Here is a 17745-nt window from a genome sequence, read left to right on the forward strand (position 1 = left end):
CCCGGTCAAGCCTCCCCGCAACGCATTGACCCGCCCCATGAGCCGGTTGAAAGGTCACGTCATGGGGACCTCGCCACCACTCACCGCCGCCCCCTTCGAGACGGCATCCACCCCGCCCGGAACCGGAGCCACCCGCTCCCCCGGCCGCATCGCCTGGCGCCGCTTCCGCAGGGACCGCGCCGGCACCGTCTCGGCGTACATCGTGCTGCTGTTCTTCGCCGCCTCGATCGCCGCCCCGCTGATCGCCAGGCTCTACGGCAAGAACCCGTACACGACGTACGGCCAGAACCAGCCCGGCCTGCTGAACCAGTTCGGCTTCCCCGTCGCGCCCAACGGCGGGGTCAGCGGCGACTTCTGGTTCGGCATCGAACCGCAGCTCGGGCGGGACGTCTTCACCCTCCTCCTCTACGGCATCCGCAACTCGCTGCTGATCGCCACGGTGACGACCCTGCTGGTCACCGGCCTCGGCATCGTGGTGGGCGTGACGGCCGGCTATCTCGGCGGCCGCGTCGACAACCTGGTGGGCCGGATCGTGGACATCCTGCTGGCCTTCCCCTCCACCCTCTTCTTCATCGCGATGTGGCCGGTGCTGATCTCGATCCTGGTCTCGCCGGACGAGAACACCCCGACCTGGCTGACGGTCGTGAGCCTGATCTCGGTGATGACCGCGTTCGGCTGGGCCCCGATCGCCCGGCTGCTGCGCGGCGAGGTACTGGCCCTGCGCGAGCGGGAGTTCGTGGAGGCGGCCAAGGTCACCGGCGCCTCGGCGGCCCGGATCGTCTTCCGGGAACTGCTCCCCAACCTGTGGACCCCGGTGCTCATCCAGGCGACCCTCGCGCTGCCCATGTACGTCACCACGGAGGCGGCGCTCGCCTTCCTCGGCGTCGGCCTCAGCGACCCCACCCCCGACTGGGGCGTGATGATCCAGCGCGGCGCGCAGGTCTACCAGAGCGACATCACGTACATGCTCTTCCCCGGCCTCTCGATGGTGATCTTCGTGATCGCCTTCAACCTCCTCGGCGACTCGGTCCGCGACGCGCTCGACCCGAAGACCAGACGCTGAGCCCCCTTCGCAGCACACTCCTTCTCCCTGATTCAGGCAGGACACCCATGTCGATCTCCCGCAGGAACTTCGTCATCGCAAGCTCGGTCGCGACGGCCGGCGGCGCCCTCGTCCTCAGTGCGTGCAGCAGCGGAGGCGGGGGCGGTACGGCGGGCGGCGGCGCGGCCTCCGGCTCCGCCGCCACGTACGCCAAGGTCACCGTGGGCACCGCGGCGGACTCCACCGGCCCCGCGCCCGCGGTCCCGGGCGCGCGCAAGGGCGGCACGATCCGCCCGATCGGCCCGGACGACTTCTCCCACCTGGACCCGCAGCGGATCTACTTCGCCTGGAACTCCACGGTCGCGAACCTCTACGTCCGCTGTCTCACCGGCTACAAGATCGCCGCGAACGGCTCGATGAAACTCGTCGGCGACCTCGCCACGGACACCGGCACCATGACGGACGGCGGGAAGACCTGGACGTTCACCCTCAAGGACGGCCTGAAGTGGGAGGACGGCAGCGAGCTGACCGTCGACGACGTCCGCCACGGCATCGAACGCGGCTTCGCGAGCTTCACCACCGAGGGCGCGACCTACGTCCAGACCTGGCTCACCGGTTCGAACGACTTCCGGTCGGTCTACAAGGGCCCGTACAGCGGAAAGCACCTCTCCTCGGTCGTCACGGACACCGCGAAGAGGACCATCACCTTCCATCTCAAGACGGCCCGTCCCGACCTCAACTGGGCGCTGGCGATGCACTCCTACGGCGCGGTGCCGGTCGCGCACGACAGCAAGGAGAAGTACGACAAGGACCCCGTCTCCTGCGGCCCGTACCGCATCAGGCAGCACTCCGTGGACAAGTCCATGACCCTGGTGCGCAACACCCACTGGGACCCGGCGACGGACCCGATCCGCAACGCCTACCCGGACTCCGTCGTCTTCGAGTTCGGCCCCGAGGCCCTGCCCGCCACCGACCGGCTGATCGCGGACTCGGGGACCGATCGGTACGCGGTCATGGCCTACAGCGGCGTGCCGGCCGAGCGCATCCAGAAGGTGATCAGCGACTCCGCCCTGGAGTCCCGCACCATCGACGGCCTGCTGACCGGCCTGTACTACTACGCCATCAACTGCCACCGCATCAAGGACGTCCGGGTCCGTCAGGCCCTCAACTACGCCTGGCCGCTGGAGCAGATCCGCTCCATCTACGGCGGCCCCTCGGCCGGCGACTACGCGACCACCATCCTCAGCCCGGACATCGCCGGGCGGGTGAAGTTCGACGTCTACGGGAAGCTGAAGAACCCCCGCGGTGACACGGCGAAGGCGAAGTCCCTGCTGAAGGAGGCCGGCAAGCTCGGCCAGAAGATCGTCTACACCTATCCGCAGGGCGGCAACGACGCCTACGAGAAGACCAAGGTCGTTATCGCGAACGCCCTGAAGGAAGCGGGCTTCGACCCGGTCGTCAAGCCCGTGGAGTCGACGAGCTACTACGACCAGGTCGGCCAGATCGACAACCAGTTCGACGTGATGTGGTACGGCTGGTCGCCGGACTGGCCTGCCGCCTACACCCTCATCCAGCCGCTCTTCGACGGCACCACCATCGCCAACAACGCCCCCAACGTCTCCCAGCTGAACGTGGGCTGGGTCAACGCGGCCATCAAGAAGGACGCGACCATCACCGACACCACGAAGGAGAACGCGGCCTGGGCGGCGCTGGACAAGTCGATCATGGCCAAGGAGGCGCCGATCATCCCGGAGACCTACCAGCGGCGCTACTACCTGTACGGCTCCAAGGTGGGCGGCGCCCAGTTCGACCCGCTGTTCTCGGCGTTCCTCCTCCACAAGCTGTACGCCAAGGCCTGAGCCGGACCGGGACCCGAACCGCCATGCTCCGCTTCGTCGCCCGCAGGACACTGAGCGCGCTGCTGATCCTCCTGATCATCAGCGCCATCACCTTCCTCCTCTTCTACGTCGCCCCGCGCGACCCCGCCCGCGCCGCCTGCGGCAAGCTGTGCACCCCGCAGACGCTCGCCCTGGTCCGGCACAACCTCGGCATCGCCGATCCGCTGCCCGTCCAGTACTGGCACTGGCTCGTGGGGGTGTTCGCCGGCCGGGACTACGCCGGGCTCGGCCGCTGCCCGGCCCCCTGCCTGGGCTACTCCTTCACCAACCACGAGCCGGTCCTCGGCCTGATCACCGACCGCTTCCCCACCACGCTCTCGCTCGCGCTCGGCAGCACGGTCGTGTTCGTCGTCTTCGGCGTGGGCACGGGCATGATCGCGGCGGTGGCGCAGGGCCGCGCCCTGGACAAGATCGCGTCCTCGGCGTCCCTGGTGGGCTCCTCGCTCCAGATCTACATCGTCGGGGTGGTGGCGATGTACTACCTCTCCGACCAGTGGGGCCTGCTGCCCCGCCCCTCGGACGCCGTCGGCTTCTCGCAGGACCCGCTGAGCTGGTTCAAGGGCCTGCTCCTCCCCTGGCTGGTCCTGGCGATCATCTTCACCGCCAACTACACGCGGATGACCCGCTCCCAGCTGGTCGAGACCCTCGCCGAGGACTACGTCCGCACGGCCCGCGCCAAGGGCATGCCCCGGTCCACGGTCTTCTTCCGCTACGCCTGGCGCGGCGCCATGGGCCCCATCGTCACCATCCTCGGCCTCGACATCGGCTACCTGCTCGGCGGCGCGATCATCACCGAGGAGACCTTCGGCCTGCACGGCATCGGCGCCCTCTCCATCAAGGCGGTCCGCGACAACGACCTCCCCCTGCTCCTCGGAGTGGTCCTGGTCGCCGCGGCCGCGATCGTGGTCGCGAACATCGTGGTGGACGCGGTGTACGCGCTGATCGATCCGCGGGTGCGGCTGGCGTAGGCCGGAGCGGGCCGGGCCGGGCCGGGCCGGGCTCGGCGCGAGCCGGCCCGGCCTGCCCCGTCAGCCCAACTCCCCCCGCTCCACGCAGAACTCGTTGCCCTCGGGGTCGGCCATGAGCACCCAGCCGCCGCCGTCGGGGCGGGTGTGGTCGGCGATCACCCGGGCGCCCAGCCCGAGCGCCCGCTCGACCTCCTCGGCGCGGGTGCGGCCGTGGGGCTTGAGGTCGAAGTGGATTCGGTTCTTCGCCGACTTGCCCTCGGGCACCCGCACGAACAGCAACCGCGGCCCACCGGCCGGATCGGCGATCAGCGCCTCCGGGTCACCGGGCTTGTCGTCGTCGGCGAGGGGTCGGCCGAGCAGTTCGCTCCAGAAGAGGGCGACGTCGTAGGGGTCGCCGGTGCAGTCGAAGGTGACGCTGTGGATGCTGGGATGACTCTGGCTCAACTGATGTCTCCATGACGTCGAGTGGGTCGTACGTTCCCGGTGTGCCGTGCGCGCGGCGTATGCCGCGGCACCGCCCGTTGCTCCAACCACGGTTATACGCACCAGAGTTCACTCGGGCCGAGAGGAGGGCACCTGCAGCAGGCACGCCGAGGAGGGATGGCGGTCAGGACAGCCCTCGGGCGACAGTACCCGCGGAGACGTCGTCCGACGAGACGTACAGATCACGACGAGTGGAAACCCGCCGAACTGGACGGTGGGCGGTCCGATGATGACGGCAGACGCCGGCCAGGCCCGGATTCCAGCGTCCGCGTCCAGGGCCGCCCTTGCGCGTCGACGGTATCGATCAGCACTCAGTCCACGCTGGAGAGAACGGCATGCGCCGACACATGTCCAGCCATCTTGCACCCGTTCGCCAGCTTTCAGGAATCCCGACTCGGGCTCCCGGGGTACCTGATCCGCGACGCAGCAAGGCTATGGCGCCGAACCTCAGATGTTGCTCAGAACTCAGAGTAATACCGTGCTTACCACTCAACTGACTGACATGCTCAGCACAGTTGAGCCGAGCATCGGACAGTCAGCCGACCAACATTCGCCACCCGCCAAGGAGTTTCACCATGCGCACTTCCAAAGTCGTATCGCTGCTACTCGCCCCGGCCCTCGCTGTCGGCGTGCTGGGCGGGGCCAGTCCCGCGGCAGCGAAGGACCATGGGCCCTTCGCCAAACCGTGCGAGCCGGGCTACCGGTACGTAGCCACTTCTACGAAGAAGTCCGTGAGAGCACAGGGGAAGGGAATCCACAAGGGCATCGGAGTCACATTGGCCAACTACAACGGCGGTGCGAAGACCATGACTTCGGTCTTCACTTCTGAGACGGAAGGCGAAGTCGGCATCACCGTGAGCGGCAAGCTCAAGGCCAAGGCCTCCGCAGTAGTGGCCGAGGTGGAGCATGAATACGGCGTAGAAGTTTCCGCCAAGCTCAGGGTCAGGATCGGAAACCAGATCAGGGTGAAGACGCCGCCCAAAAAGACCAGCTATGCGCGCTACGGAGCCTATCGCCTGAAGATCAAGGGCTACAGCCAGTACATCTACGCGAACTGCACCAAGGGAACGAAGGTCAAGTCGACGGTACTCACACCGCGTCTCGTCGGCTGGTACACGTACAACCGCTGATTAAGTTCAGGTTGATGCAGACAGCTCCTCACTGGCTTCCCAAATAAATCGACCGCGCCAAATCCCTGTCGGCGGCACCACCCCGATGAAGAGCAAATGGTGCATCGAAGCCCTCGATGCCGTAGAGAGATGACAGCTTCAGAGCGTCGGGGACATTGGGCCTATTCAAGACTAGGGGTGATCCCAGGGGTGCAGGCCCTTACCTGCACCCCTGGGATCACCCAGCATCCCGCCCATCAGTCCTTACGGACATCCCTCTCGGTCTCAGCGTCCTTCTCCAACGCCTTCAGCGCCGGGTCCAGCACGACGTCCTCGCCGCGTGCCTCCGTCGTCGGCTCCTCCGGGAAGTGGCAGGCCGTCAGGTGGCCATCGCGGTTGCCGGAGATCTGGACCAGCGGGGGCTCCTCGCTGGCGCACTTGTCCTGCGCCTTCCAGCAACGCGTGCGGAAGCGGCAGCCGGACGGAGGCGAGATCGGCGAGGGCACGTCCCCGAAGAGCCGGATCCGCTCCTTGTCCTGGCCCTCCTCGGCGATCTCGACCTCGGGGACAGCGGAGAGGAGTGCGTGGGTGTAGGGGTGGCGGGGCCGGTTGTAGATCGAGTCCCGGTCGCCGACCTCGACGATCTTGCCGAGGTACATCACGGCCACCCGCTGCGAGAAGTGCCGGACGATGGCGAGGTCGTGGGCGATGAACAGGAATGCGATGCCCAGTTCGTCCTGGACCTTCTGGAGCAGGTTCACGACCTGCGCCTGGATCGACACGTCCAGCGCCGAGACCGGCTCGTCCGCCACGATCAGCTTCGGGTTCAGGGCGAGAGCGCGGGCAACCCCGATGCGCTGACGCTGACCGCCGGAGAACTCGTGCGGGAAGCGGTTGTAGTGCTCGGGGTTGAGACCCACCAGCTCCAGCAGCTCGCGGACCTTCTTCTCCTGACCGCCCGCCGGCTCGATCCCGTTGACCTCCATCGGCGACTTGATGATCGTGCCGACCGTCTGGCGCGGGTTGAGCGAGGAGTAGGGGTCCTGGAAGATCATCTGGATCTCGGACCGCACCGGAGCCATCTGCCGGCGCGAGGCGTGCGTGATGTCCTGACCCGCGTACGTGATCTTCCCGGCAGTCGGCTCCAGCAGACGCGTGATCAGCCGGCCCGTCGTGGACTTGCCGCAGCCCGACTCGCCCACCAGGCCGACACTCTCGCCGACGCCGACGGTCAGATCTACGCCGTCGACCGCCTGTACGGCGCCCACCTTGCGTTTGATCGGGAAGCCGCCGTAGATGGGAAAGTGCTTGGTCAGGCCCTGTACCTCCAGGAGGGTTTCCCTCACGGAGTCGGTGGAGCCCTGCTGTGCGGGGAGGGTGAGGTTGTCGCTCATGATCTCGGTTCTCCCTAGCGCAGCCGGGGCTGGATCTTGTCGATGAAGATGGTCTGCTTCTGTTCCGCGGTCAGGTGGCACGCGGATGCGCGACCCTCGCCCAGCGGGGGCCGTGCGTCGGTGCACTGTGTGCCGGTGACCTCGCCGGTGAACGCGCACCGCGGATGGAAGGGGCAGCCGGTGGGCGGGTTGAGCAGCGAGGGCGGAGAGCCGGGGATCGGCGTCAGCATCTCGTGGATGTCACCGTCGAGGCGCGGCATCGAGCTCAGCAGACCCCACGTGTACGGATGCTTGGGCGTACGCAGCACTTCCTTGACGCTGCCCCGCTCCACGGCTCGGCCCGCATACATCACCAGCAGGTCGTCGGCCATGTTTGAGATGACACCGAGGTCGTGGGTGATAAAGATGATCGCGGAGCCGAACTCCTGCTGGAGGTCCTTGAGGAGGTCCAGGATCTGCGCCTGCACAGTCACGTCGAGGGCCGTCGTCGGCTCATCGGCGATCAGCAGGTCTGGGTCGCACATCAGCGCCATCGCGATCATCGCGCGCTGGCGCATACCGCCGGAGAACTGGTGCGGGTAGTCGTCGAAGCGCACCTTGGGCTGCGGGATGCCGACCTTCTCCAGCATCTGGACGGCCCGGTCCTTGGCCTCCTTCTTGGAGGCACCGCGGTGCTTCATGAACGGCTCGGACAGCTGCCGGCCCACCGTGTAGTACGGCGACAGGGCCGTCAGCGGGTCCTGGAAGATCATCGCCATCTTGTTGCCGCGGAGCTGCTCCAGCTCCTTCTCGGTGGCGGTGACGAGTTCCTTGCCGTCGAAGAGGATCTCACCGTCGACGGTGCTGGTGCGTGGGTTGTGCAGACCCAGGATCGTCAGGTTGGTGACGGACTTGCCGGAGCCGGACTCACCCACGATGCCCAGGGTCTTGCCGCGTTCGACGTCGAAGGAGAGGCCGTCGACGGCCTTGACGATGCCGTCCTCGGTGGAGAACTGCACCCGCAGGTCACGGACCGAGAGGAAGCTCTCGGGCCCGGTCGGGGCCGGTGCGTCCTCGGTCTTGGTCAGTGTGGTCACGGTGGTTCGTTCTTCCTAGGAGAGCCGGACGCGCGGGTCGATCCAGGCGTACGCGATGTCGGTGAGGATGTTCACGATGAGGATGAAGAAGGCACCGAACATCATGACGCCCATCGTCAGGGGAAGGTCCTTGGTCTGGGCACCGTTCACTGCCAGACGGCCGATGCCCTGGAGGGAGAAGGTGATCTCCGTGACGACGGCGCCGCCGAGCATGGCGCTGATGTCGATGCCCAGGACAGTGACGATCGGGATGAGCGAACCGCGCCAGGCGTAGCGGAAGAAGACGAACTTCTTCGACATGCCCTTGGCCCGGGCGGTGCGGACATGCTCCTCCGCGAGCTGCTCGATCATCGAAGCGCGAGCCATACGTGTGTATTGCGCGGTGAAGATGGTGGCCATCACGACGACCGGAATGGACATGCCGACGAACCAGGCGACCGGGTCCTCAGAGATCGGGACGTACTTCGGGTCCTCCATCCAGCCCGTGCTGTAGACGAGCACCGTCAGCGCGATCGGGCCGAGAAAGTAGATCTGGAAGGAGCTGAGCACCATCGATGTGCCCGTGGCGAACTTGTCGAGCGTCGAGCCGCGCCGGTAGGCGGAGATCATGCCGGCGCCCACGCCGAAGATCAGGAAGCAGATCGCGCCACCCGCGGTCAGCGTCAGGGTCGTCGGGAAACGGTCCATGATCGTGTCCCAGACCATGTCGCCCGAGTAAAACGACTGACCGAGGCAGGGGGCGGCGCAGTGACCGTCCGGGAAGTCACGGCCCATCACGATGCCGGACATGAACTGCCAGAACTGGGTCGCGACCGGCAGATTGAGGCCAAGTGCCTCGCGGATGTCCGCGATTCTCGTCGGGGAGCAGTCCCTGCCACAGGCCAGAGAGGCGTAGTCGGACGGCCCGGCGACGAAGAGGAAGAACGTGACGGCGCCGATGAGGAACAAGGTGACGACGGCACCGGCCAGGCGCCGGATGATGAACTGAAGCATGGCGGGGAGGCTGCTCTCTTCAGAGAGGGTGGACGGTTTCACGGAACCGCGGGAGTGCGCTCCGCCTGGTGCGCACCCCCGCGATCAGCCGTAGAGAGTTACGACTTCAGGAACAGGTTGTTGACGTCGATGTAGCTCGACTCGGTGCTGTAGCGGGCACCGCCGATGTTCGAACCGTAGAGCTGGAACTGCTTGGCGTACCACAGCGGAGCAGCCGGGTTGATCTTCTCCAGGATGTAGTGGTGCGCCTCCTGCCAGGTCTTCTGGGCCGCGGTCGGCTCCTCGCTGAGAGCCTTCTTGATCAGCTCCTGGACCTTCGGGTCGTTCACGTGCGAGTAGTTCGGCGAACCGTCGGCGATCTGGTCACCGTCGTAGATCGGCGTGACGACGGTGCCCGCGGACGGCCAGTCCTGGCCCCACCCGGTCACGTAGATGTCGTACGGGTTCTTGATCTTGCCGATCTGCTCGTAGAAGCTCGCGGCGTCGATCTCCTTGCCGACGACCTCGATGCCTACCTTGGACAGCGCGTCCTCAAGAGCAACCTTGCGCTTCTGCTCGTTCTCGGTGTTGCGGTAGGCGAAGACCAGCTTCTTCTCGGAGGCCGGGACGTCCTTCAGGAGTTCCTTGGCCTTCTCGATGTTGCCGGACGGCGTCTTCAGACGGCCGTACGGGTCGTACTTGGCCTCGTAGCCCGGCAGGGTCGGGGCGAACAGGTTCGGGGCCGGGTCGCCACCGTAGGCGCCGCCCTCACCCGCGATCAGCGACTTGGAGTTCACTGCGTAGGTGACCGCGTCACGGACCTTCTTGTTCTTGACCCGATCCAGGTTGAAGTTCAGCACCATGACGTAGGGCTGGTAGCCCTTGATCGTCCGCTTGTTGACGGCCGGGTCGGTGATGACGTCCTGGATCTGGGTGGACTCGACACTGCCGGTGAACTGGATGGCGTTCTTAGACGCACCCTGGTCGGCGATCAGACGCTTGGTCTGGGTCGACTCGGTGACACCGAAGTCGAAGTTCCAGCCGTCCACGTACTGGTGGCGCACCGGGTCGGTCTTCTCGTCCCACTGGTCGTTCTTGACCAGCTTGAGGGTCTTGCCGACCTTGTACTCGGAGATCTTGTACGGGCCGAGAGAGACCGGGGCCTTGTCGTACTTCTCCTTCGTGTCGGTCTTCTCCGGGACGATGGAGTAGCCCGACATGGCCAGCGTCTGCGGCAGGTCCGGACGCGCCGTGTCGAAGTGGAAGATGACCGTCTTGTCGTCCGGGGTCTCAAGGACGGAGTCCGGCAGGTGCTTCTTGCCGAAGCCACCGTCCGGCAGCGCCTCGCGGTACTTCGGGCCACTCAGCCAGGTCTGGAGGTAGTTCGGGCCGTCGAAGATGAACTCGGCGTACATGCGCTCGACGGTGTGGCGGACGTCGGCCGAGGTGATCTCGTTGCCGTTCTGGTCCTTGATGCCGTCCTTGAGCTTGTACGTCCAGGTCTTGCCGCCGTCGGAGGACTGACCGGAGTCGGTGGCGATGTCACCGACGACGGACATGTTGCCCTTGTCGTCCTCCTGGAAGTTGGTCAGCCCGCGATAGATCAGGTTGGCGACCTGACCACCGTCGGAGACGTAGATCTGCCCCGAGTCCAGGTGCGAGAGGCCCGCCTCCTGGTACACCTCGACCGTGCCGCCGCTCTTCGCGCCGGCCACCGGAGCGGCGGGACCCTCCGACGCGGCCGCGTCGGCGTAGGTGACGGCCTTCGACTGAACAGCCGCCTCCTTCTGGTCCTTCTTGGAGTCGTTCCCCGAGTTGTTGCCCTTGTTCTCAGAGCACGCCGTGAGCACAAGGGAGCCGGCCGCGAGGGCGACCACTATGGCGCGAGCTCTGCGCGAGTTGAAGGACTTCATGTGGCGTAAGCACCTACCTGTCGGTTGTTATCCATGAGTACTGCCTGACGCGGCTGGTAGGCCGACGCGGGGGCGGCAGTCACCCCCCACCAATGGACGTTCAGCGCCCGGACTTGGGGTCGAAGGCATCCCGGACGGAGTCGCCGAGAAGGTTGAAGCAGAGGATGAAGATCACAAGCGCCACACCCGGGAAGAACATGAACGCCGGGTCCTGCTCGGCGTACTTGGCACCGGCGGCGAAGAGCCGTCCCCAGTCCGGGGTGGGCTCGACGAAGCCGACGCCGGCGAAGGAGAGGAACGCGATGGTGAGGATCGTGCTGGGCAGTTGATACGTGAACTGCACCAAGATCGGCGAAACCACGTTCGGCAGGATCTCCTTGCGGACGATCCGCCAGGGCGAGGCGCCGGAGACCTTCGCGGCCTCCACGAACTCCCGCTCACGCAGTGACAGCACCGTCGAACGGACCAGTCGAGCCATACCCATCCAGCCCAGCAGCCAGAGCACGATCAGGATCGCCACGGCCCGGAAGTAGGTGGGGGTCTCTTCCTGCGGGTCCACGAAGAACGCGGTCACCACGGGCATGAAGGCGATGAAGAACAGCTGTTGCGGGAAGGCGAGGAAGAAATCCGTGACGCGCCCGATCCAGTAGTCCGTGCGACCACCGAAGTAGCCACCGATCAGACCGATGACGACACCCGTGATCATCAGCAGCACGGTGACACCAAGCGCCATGTACAGCGAGGTACGCATGCCGTACATCAGCATGGCGAACAGGTCACGGCCGTACTGCGGCTCGACACCAAACCAGTGGTCCCCGGAGAGGCCGCCGAAGTAGCCGAGCGGCAGGCCGAAGTCGTCGAGCACCGGGTTGACATCCACGTACGTGGGGTCCTGCCCGTACAGCGTGTACGGGTTCGTGCCGCTGAGCATGGTGACGAGCGGCGCGAGCAGCGCGAGCACGAAGTAGAAAATCACTACCCCGGCGCAGATCATGCCGGTACGGTCGCGCCGGAAGCGCTGCCACATCAGCTGGCCGGGGGAACGGCCTTCGAGCTTCTTGGGCTCGACCTTCTCGCTGGTCGGTGCCAGCTCGGGGTCCAAGGCGACCGCGGACCCGGAGCCCTCGGCCTTGGTTGGACTGGTCATGTCTGTTCTTCCCCCGGGGGGTTGGAGAGTTGAGCGCAGCACAGATACCGGCAGGTTCTGTGGTTTGGGGGAACTTTCGCCAAACGGGTCAACGCGCGTCAAGGGCGGAAGGCATAGGGATCTCCCTACCGTCCATATTTTGAGCAAAAATTGCAAAGATTGACACCTGGTCGCGCTTGACAGCTCACAACGGAAAACGGCGAAGCGGACATTCAGGGTACGATTTTTGTTTACATGTCCGAAACTTGATCGCTGCAACACCGATATCCGAACAGCGGTTCACAGCTCTCAGACAGCCGATCGGACATCCGGCGACGAACCGCCGGCCTCCCCCACAGGCCCTTCACACGCTTCCCGGAAGCCCCGGTATCCCCACGACACCTGCCCGCCGTGCGGGCAGGCCGGAAGCCCGGTTCTCCAGAAGAAGGAGAACCGGGGCTTCACAGACGGAAAGTGACGGAACGTCAGCCGTGCTTGGCGCGGCTCGCGGCGCGGGCGCGCTCGCGGGCGTCCAGGTTGACCTTGCGGATGCGCACGGCCTCCGGGGTCACCTCGACGCACTCGTCGTCGCGGCAGAACTCCAGGGACTGCTCCAGGGAGAGCTTGCGCGGCGGGACGATGGCCTCGAACGAGTCGGCCGACGAGGACCGCATGTTCGTGAGCTTCTTCTCCTTGGTGATGTTCACGTCCATGTCGTCGGAGCGCGAGTTCTCACCGACGATCATGCCCTCGTAGACCTCGGTGCCGGGGTCGGTGAAGAGCACACCGCGCTCCTGGAGGTTCGTCATCGCGAACGCGGTGACGGCACCGGAGCGGTCGGCGACCAGCGAGCCGTTGTTACGGGTCTGGAGCGCGCCGAACCAGGGCTCGTGGCCCTCGTGGATGGAGTGCCCGATGCCCGTGCCGCGGGTCTGCGTCAGGAACTCGGTCCGGAAGCCGATGAGGCCGCGGGACGGGACGACGAACTCCATGCGGACCCAGCCGGAGCCGTGGTTCGACATGTTGTCCATCCGGCCCTTGCGGACACCCATGAGCTGCGTGACCGCGCCCATGTGCTCCTCGGGCACGTCGATCGTCATGCGCTCGACGGGCTCGTAGACCTTGCCGTCGACCTCCTTGGTGACGACCTGGGGCTTGCCGATGGTCAGCTCGAAGCCCTCGCGGCGCATCTGCTCGACCAGGATGGCGAGCGCCAGCTCACCACGGCCCTGGACCTCCCAGGCGTCCGGGCGCTCGGTGTCGAGCACGCGGAGGGAGACGTTACCGACCAGCTCGCGGTCGAGGCGGTCCTTGACCTGGCGGGCGGTCACCTTGCGGTCCTTGACCGCGGCCTTGTTGTCGGCGCCCTTGCCGGTGCCGCCGCGGCCGACCAGCGGCGAGGTGTTCGTGCCGATGGTCATGGAGATCGCCGGCTCGTCGACCGTGATCAGCGGCAGCGGGATCGGGTTCTCGGGGTCGGCGAGGGTCTCGCCGATCATGATGTCCGAGATACCGGCGACGGCGCAGATGTCGCCCGGGCCGGCCACCTCGGCGGGCTTGCGGGTGAGCGCCTCGGTCATCAGCAGCTCGGTGATGCGCACGTTGGACATGGAACCGTCGCGCTTGATCCACGTGACGGTCTGGCCCTTGCGCAGCTCGCCCTGCTCGACGCGGAGCAGCGCGATACGGCCGAGGAAGTTGTCGGCGTCCAGGTTGGTGACGTGCGCCTGGAGGGGGGCCTCCTCGTCGTACGACGGGGCCGGGACGTGCGACAGGATCGTGGAGAAGAACGGCTCCAGGCTGTTGCTGTCGGCCGGGACGGTGCCGTCCTCCGGCTTGGTCAGCGAGGCGACACCGTCACGCGCACACGCGTAGACGATGGGGAACTCGATCTGGTCCTCGTCGGCGTCGAGGTCGAGGAAGAGGTCGTAGGTCTCGTTGACGACCTCGTCGATGCGCGAGTCCGCGCGGTCCGTCTTGTTGATGCACAGGATGACCGGCAGGCGCTGCTGGAGCGCCTTGCGGAGCACGAAGCGGGTCTGCGGCAGCGGGCCCTCGGAGGCGTCGACGAGCAGGACCACCGCGTCGACCATCGACAGACCGCGCTCGACCTCGCCGCCGAAGTCGGCGTGGCCGGGGGTGTCGATGATGTTGATGGTGATGACGTCGCCGCCATCCTTCGGGTGGTACTTCACCGCCGTGTTCTTGGCGAGGATCGTGATGCCCTTCTCACGCTCCAGGTCGTTCGAGTCCATCATGCGGTCGTCGAGCGACTCGGCGGCGTGCGCGGCGAAGGCACCGGCCTGCTTGAGCATGGCGTCGACCAGAGTGGTCTTGCCATGGTCGACGTGGGCGACGATGGCAACGTTGCGGATGTCGTGGCGCGTGGCCATAGTGAGGCGCTTCTCCCGGAGTGTGAGGACGGCCTGCGCCGACATCTGTGCTGACATCTGTCGCGCGGACCCTGCCGGGCTGGACACGCCACGGCCTCACCCCATGGTACGGGGCCGTCGGGGTGGGGGGCTCGCTGGGTCGCACCGAAGGCCGCCTTTCCCTCAGATCTACCTCAATTCAATTCGGTCCCCGATGACATCTGTGTAATTTGACGATTCCCCGTCAACGAGACGGGGACAACCAGCAGACGGGGGTACCTGTGAGCAGGAAAATGATGTCGATGGCCGTGGCCACTGGTATTGCAGCGGCCACCGTCGTGCTCGGACCGGTATCGACGGCTGGCGCAGCGCCCACCAAGTGTGAACCCGGACACAAGAGCGCCAAGTGGATCCAGTTGAGCAAGAGGTGGGTGGTCACCCATGCGAAGCAGATCAACATCGCCAAGGACTCCACGGGCTCCTACACAAAGTCCGCCGTCTACCGCAATACGGTCAGTTCAGGCCGCTCGGTCACGGCCGGTGCCAACTACTCGGCGAGCTGGGTGATCTCCAGCATGGACGCCCATGTCGAGGGGACGCTCAGCAAGGCGGGCGAGAAGACCAGCGAGAAGAGCGAGTCGGTCACCTTCAACTTCAAGAAGCCGGGGACGTATGTCGTCTTCAGCGGGGTCAAGAAGGCCTCCGGCTACTGGGAGGCCAAGACCTGCAACGCGCGCGGCACCGGGTTCGGAAAGAAGGGCAGCGGCAAAGCCACGAGCTGGAGCGTCCAGGCCGAGGGCGCCGTCAAGTGCACCGAGAAGCCGAAGGCGGGCACCATCAAGCGAGCCGCTAAGAACGGGTACTGCTAATCCTGCGTGCCCATGCGCCATGGATGGCGAGGACGGCCGGACTCTTCTGGGGTCCGGCCGTCGCAGTTTTCGCGCGCCGTCAGCGCGACGCCGGACTCGCCGACACCTTCACCCCCTTCGCACCCTTCGTGCCCGCCTTCAGGAAGCCCATGTCCTCGTAGACCGGGGTCTGGAAGCCGAAGGCTCCCGCGTTCGCGAGGGTGGTGCGGGCGGCGACGAGCTGGGGGCGCTGGTAGAGGGGGATGGACCCGGCGGCGGCCCAGATCCGGGCGTCCGCCTTGCGGATCAGCGAGCGCGTCCTGGACTCGTCGAGCGTGGACACCGCCTGGTCGAACAACTGGTCGACCCGGTCCGTGCCGACCCGGGTGTAGTTCTGCTCGACGTTCAGCGAGCCATCGGCCGCCGGCACCGGCTTGGCGTAGATCGGCCGGGCGTCGGTCGCGGGGTACGCGGAGGTCGGCCAGGAGTACAGCGCGAGGTCGTACTGCCCGTTCGCGATGTGGTCCTTGAAATAGCTCTCGTCGGCGACCTTCGTGATCTCCGTCCGGATCCCGACGCGCTCCAGCATCACCGCGATCCGCCCGCCGACGGCCCGCAGCGACTCCGTCCCCGGTCCCGACGGCAGCACGAACCGCAGCGTCAGCAGCTTGCCGTTCTTGGCGAGCGGCCCGCGCGCGGCCGCGGCGGGCGCCCGGGTGCCCTGCGGGGCGTACGCGCCGGGCGCGCCCCCCGGCTTGAACTGCTTGCCGTCCTGGGCGAGGTTCTGGTTCCCGTCGGCGTCGTACGGCTTGTCGTCCCCGCCGACGACGTATGTGCTCTCGTCCCGGTCGGAGCGGGGCTTGCCGGAGTCGGAGGCGTCCTTCCTGCCGGGCTTGTCGGAGCCGGAGGCGTCCTTCTTGCCGGTCTTCTCCCCTTCCGCACCGGCCGCCTTCTTGCTCTCCCGAAGGGGCTCGGCTGGTTCGAGGGGGCCGCCCTGTTCCCAGCCGGCGTCGGCGAGGAGGGCCCGTGCCTCGTCGGCGTCCTGGTCGCCGAGGGCGCCGCTGTTGTCGGCGTAGGCGGCCTGGCCGGCGAGGGCGAGGTGGCTGCCGACGGGCTCGGCGGGCAGGCCGAGCGGTTCCAGGACGAGGGCGGCGAGCTTCTCGCGGTCGATCGCGCGGGCCACGGCGCGGCGGACCCGCTCGTCGGCGAGAGGGCCCTCGGAGCCGTTCAGCGCGAGCTGGGTGAAGGCGGGCTCCAGGGAGCGGCGGACCGCGAAGCCGCGCAGGGCGGACTGCTGGGCGGTGTACTCGGCGATCTCCGCGCGCCGCTTCTTGCGGGCACCGATCTCGTCGTCCGCGGCCTTCTCGTCCGAGCCGTGGGCGACGGCCCAGGACCGCAGCGACTTCGCGGGGGTCAGCCCGGACTCGGGGCCGAGGGCGCCCTCCCGGCTCAGGGTGCCGCTGCCCGAGAGCGGCGGCCCGGCACCCTGCGCCTTCTTCTTCCGGTCACGGGAGGCGAGCGTGATCCGCTCGGCCTGCGCCGAGTCGATCTCGGCGATGTCGACCTTGTCCTCGGCCAGCGCCTCGGCGCGCTCGGCCCGCGGTACGGCGCGCAGGACCAGTTCGGAGAGCTTGGGCGTCCGTCCCCACCAGCGGGGGTTGCGGACGAGCGTGACCTCGCCGCCCTTGCGGTCGACCTCCTTCAGCGCGAACGGCCCGGCGGTGACCTTGAGCTTCTTGCGGGCGCCGTCGTTGAAGGAGTCGGGGGCGCCCATCACCTGCTTCGGGTACAGCGGCGAGAACAGCGACTTCCAGTCGGCGTACGGGCGGGCGAAGGTGACGCGGACCTCCAGGTCGTTGTCCCCGCGTTCGATCTTCTCGATCCGTTCGTAGCCGGCGTTCCTGGCGGTCCAGTAGGCGGCGTCCTTGCCGGACAGGGCCCGCCACTGCGCGGCGAAGTCGGCGGCCCCGATCTCCCGGCCGTCGCTCCACACCGCCTCCTGGTGGAGCTTGTAGAGGACGACCTGCCGGGGCTCGCGTGCGACGACCTTCGCGGACTCCAGGTAGTCGCCGTTGAGCTGGGGGCGGCCGCTGGCGTCGAGGCGGTACATCGACGGCAGGACTGCGCCGGCGACACGGGCCGTGGTCGGGTCGGCGTCCGACTGGAAGGTGTTCAGGGTCTCCGGTACGGCGTCCACGGCCCAGCGCAGGCTGCCGCCGTCGGCGACGAGGTCGCGCGCGGCGGGCGCGATGTCCTGTCCGGCGACGGGTCTGCCGGCCGGGTCCTCCTCGCTGCAGCCGCTCAGTACGGGCACCGTGAGCACGCCCGCGGCCAGGAACGCCAGGGTGCGGCGCAGGGCGCGCGGTCGAACGCGGTCGTGGGGAATCGGCATCACTGCGACCTCCTCGCTCCGCGGTGGGAGAACGGGGACGGGGGCGGCTCTGATCACGTTCGGCGGTATATGGAGCTGATCAGACGGATGCGGCCCACTGAAGAGGACGGGGTCCCGGCGGGGCTGCCGACACGACGAAGGGCGCCGCGGAA

Annotated in this window: 13 protein-coding genes; 5 read left to right on the forward strand and 8 right to left on the reverse strand. The window is 67.0% G+C overall.

Features of this window, described 5'->3' with window-relative positions:
* Positions 1 to 61 precede the first annotated feature (61 nt).
* Genes PYR72_RS17940 through PYR72_RS17950 form a run of 3 tightly spaced genes read left to right on the forward strand, consistent with a single transcriptional unit; the run spans position 62 to position 3908 of the window.
* Positions 62 to 1063 (forward strand): ABC transporter permease, encoded by a 1002-nt coding sequence (locus PYR72_RS17940; protein ID WP_275456271.1) that lies wholly within the window; start codon positions 62 to 64, stop codon positions 1061 to 1063.
* A 47-nt stretch (positions 1064 to 1110) separates the two neighbouring features.
* Positions 1111 to 2901, forward strand: coding sequence for an ABC transporter substrate-binding protein (locus PYR72_RS17945; protein WP_275456272.1), 1791 nt, complete (start codon positions 1111 to 1113; stop codon positions 2899 to 2901).
* A 23-nt stretch (positions 2902 to 2924) separates the two neighbouring features.
* Complete coding sequence (locus PYR72_RS17950) at positions 2925 to 3908, forward strand: ABC transporter permease (protein ID WP_275456273.1); 984 nt, start codon at positions 2925 to 2927, stop codon at positions 3906 to 3908.
* Positions 3909 to 3968: 60 nt separating this feature from the next.
* On the opposite strand, the gene PYR72_RS17955 is transcribed toward PYR72_RS17950, so the two are convergent.
* A complete protein-coding gene (locus tag PYR72_RS17955; protein WP_275456274.1) occupies positions 3969 to 4352 on the reverse strand; it encodes a VOC family protein in 384 nt (127 codons plus the stop codon).
* 614 nt (positions 4353 to 4966) lie between these two features.
* Here PYR72_RS17955 and PYR72_RS17960 point away from each other — a divergent pair.
* Positions 4967 to 5521: a hypothetical protein gene (locus PYR72_RS17960; protein ID WP_275456275.1), complete on the forward strand. Its 555-nt coding sequence runs from the start codon at positions 4967 to 4969 to the stop codon at positions 5519 to 5521.
* A 236-nt stretch (positions 5522 to 5757) separates the two neighbouring features.
* Here the strand turns inward: PYR72_RS17960 and PYR72_RS17965 are convergent, their stop codons facing one another.
* From PYR72_RS17965 to typA, 6 genes are all read right to left on the reverse strand, one after another.
* Positions 5758 to 6894 carry a dipeptide ABC transporter ATP-binding protein gene (locus tag PYR72_RS17965; protein WP_275456276.1) on the reverse strand — a complete coding sequence of 379 codons (1137 nt, stop codon included), beginning with the start codon at positions 6892 to 6894 and terminating at the stop codon, positions 5758 to 5760.
* A 14-nt stretch (positions 6895 to 6908) separates the two neighbouring features.
* Positions 6909 to 7970, reverse strand: coding sequence for an ABC transporter ATP-binding protein (locus PYR72_RS17970; RefSeq protein WP_275456277.1), 1062 nt, complete (start codon positions 7968 to 7970; stop codon positions 6909 to 6911).
* 15 nt (positions 7971 to 7985) lie between these two features.
* Entirely contained in the window at positions 7986 to 8963 is a 978-nt protein-coding gene (locus PYR72_RS17975) for an ABC transporter permease (RefSeq protein WP_275456278.1), read from the reverse strand.
* Between the two features lie 98 nt (positions 8964 to 9061).
* Positions 9062 to 10855, reverse strand: coding sequence for an ABC transporter substrate-binding protein (locus PYR72_RS17980; protein WP_275456279.1), 1794 nt, complete (start codon positions 10853 to 10855; stop codon positions 9062 to 9064).
* Positions 10856 to 10955: 100 nt separating this feature from the next.
* A complete protein-coding gene (locus tag PYR72_RS17985; RefSeq protein WP_275456280.1) occupies positions 10956 to 12002 on the reverse strand; it encodes an ABC transporter permease in 1047 nt (348 codons plus the stop codon).
* A gap of 464 nt (positions 12003 to 12466) precedes the next feature.
* Positions 12467 to 14374, reverse strand: a complete 1908-nt coding sequence (typA, locus tag PYR72_RS17990; protein ID WP_275456281.1) for a translational GTPase TypA — start codon at positions 14372 to 14374, stop codon at positions 12467 to 12469.
* A gap of 395 nt (positions 14375 to 14769) precedes the next feature.
* On the opposite strand from typA, the gene PYR72_RS17995 reads away from it, so the two are divergent.
* Entirely contained in the window at positions 14770 to 15222 is a 453-nt protein-coding gene (locus PYR72_RS17995) for a hypothetical protein (protein WP_275456282.1), read from the forward strand.
* Between the two features lie 79 nt (positions 15223 to 15301).
* On the opposite strand, the gene PYR72_RS18000 is transcribed toward PYR72_RS17995, so the two are convergent.
* Positions 15302 to 17593: an ABC transporter family substrate-binding protein gene (locus PYR72_RS18000; protein ID WP_275456283.1), complete on the reverse strand. Its 2292-nt coding sequence runs from the start codon at positions 17591 to 17593 to the stop codon at positions 15302 to 15304.
* Positions 17594 to 17745 lie beyond the last annotated feature (152 nt).

This window comes from Streptomyces sp. VNUA24 (assembly GCF_029167005.1).
In the GTDB taxonomy this organism is placed as follows: Bacteria; Actinomycetota; Actinomycetes; order Streptomycetales; family Streptomycetaceae; genus Streptomyces; species Streptomyces scabiei.

Excerpts from the sequence above, each read along its gene's own strand:
- PYR72_RS17940 (WP_275456271.1), top strand. The coding sequence starts at position 62 with ATGGGGACCTCGCCACCACTCACCGCCGCCCCCTTCGAGACGGCATCC.
- PYR72_RS17945 (WP_275456272.1), top strand. The coding sequence starts at position 1,111 with ATGTCGATCTCCCGCAGGAACTTCGTCATCGCAAGCTCGGTCGCGACG.
- PYR72_RS17950 (WP_275456273.1), top strand. The coding sequence starts at position 2,925 with ATGCTCCGCTTCGTCGCCCGCAGGACACTGAGCGCGCTGCTGATCCTC.
- PYR72_RS17960 (WP_275456275.1), top strand. The coding sequence starts at position 4,967 with ATGCGCACTTCCAAAGTCGTATCGCTGCTACTCGCCCCGGCCCTCGCT.
- PYR72_RS17965 (WP_275456276.1), bottom strand. The coding sequence starts at position 6,894 with ATGAGCGACAACCTCACCCTCCCCGCACAGCAGGGCTCCACCGACTCC.
- PYR72_RS17975 (WP_275456278.1), bottom strand. The coding sequence starts at position 8,963 with ATGCTTCAGTTCATCATCCGGCGCCTGGCCGGTGCCGTCGTCACCTTG.
- PYR72_RS17980 (WP_275456279.1), bottom strand. The coding sequence starts at position 10,855 with ATGAAGTCCTTCAACTCGCGCAGAGCTCGCGCCATAGTGGTCGCCCTC.
- PYR72_RS17985 (WP_275456280.1), bottom strand. The coding sequence starts at position 12,002 with ATGACCAGTCCAACCAAGGCCGAGGGCTCCGGGTCCGCGGTCGCCTTG.
- typA (WP_275456281.1), bottom strand. The coding sequence starts at position 14,374 with ATGGCCACGCGCCACGACATCCGCAACGTTGCCATCGTCGCCCACGTC.
- PYR72_RS18000 (WP_275456283.1), bottom strand. The coding sequence starts at position 17,593 with ATGCCGATTCCCCACGACCGCGTTCGACCGCGCGCCCTGCGCCGCACC.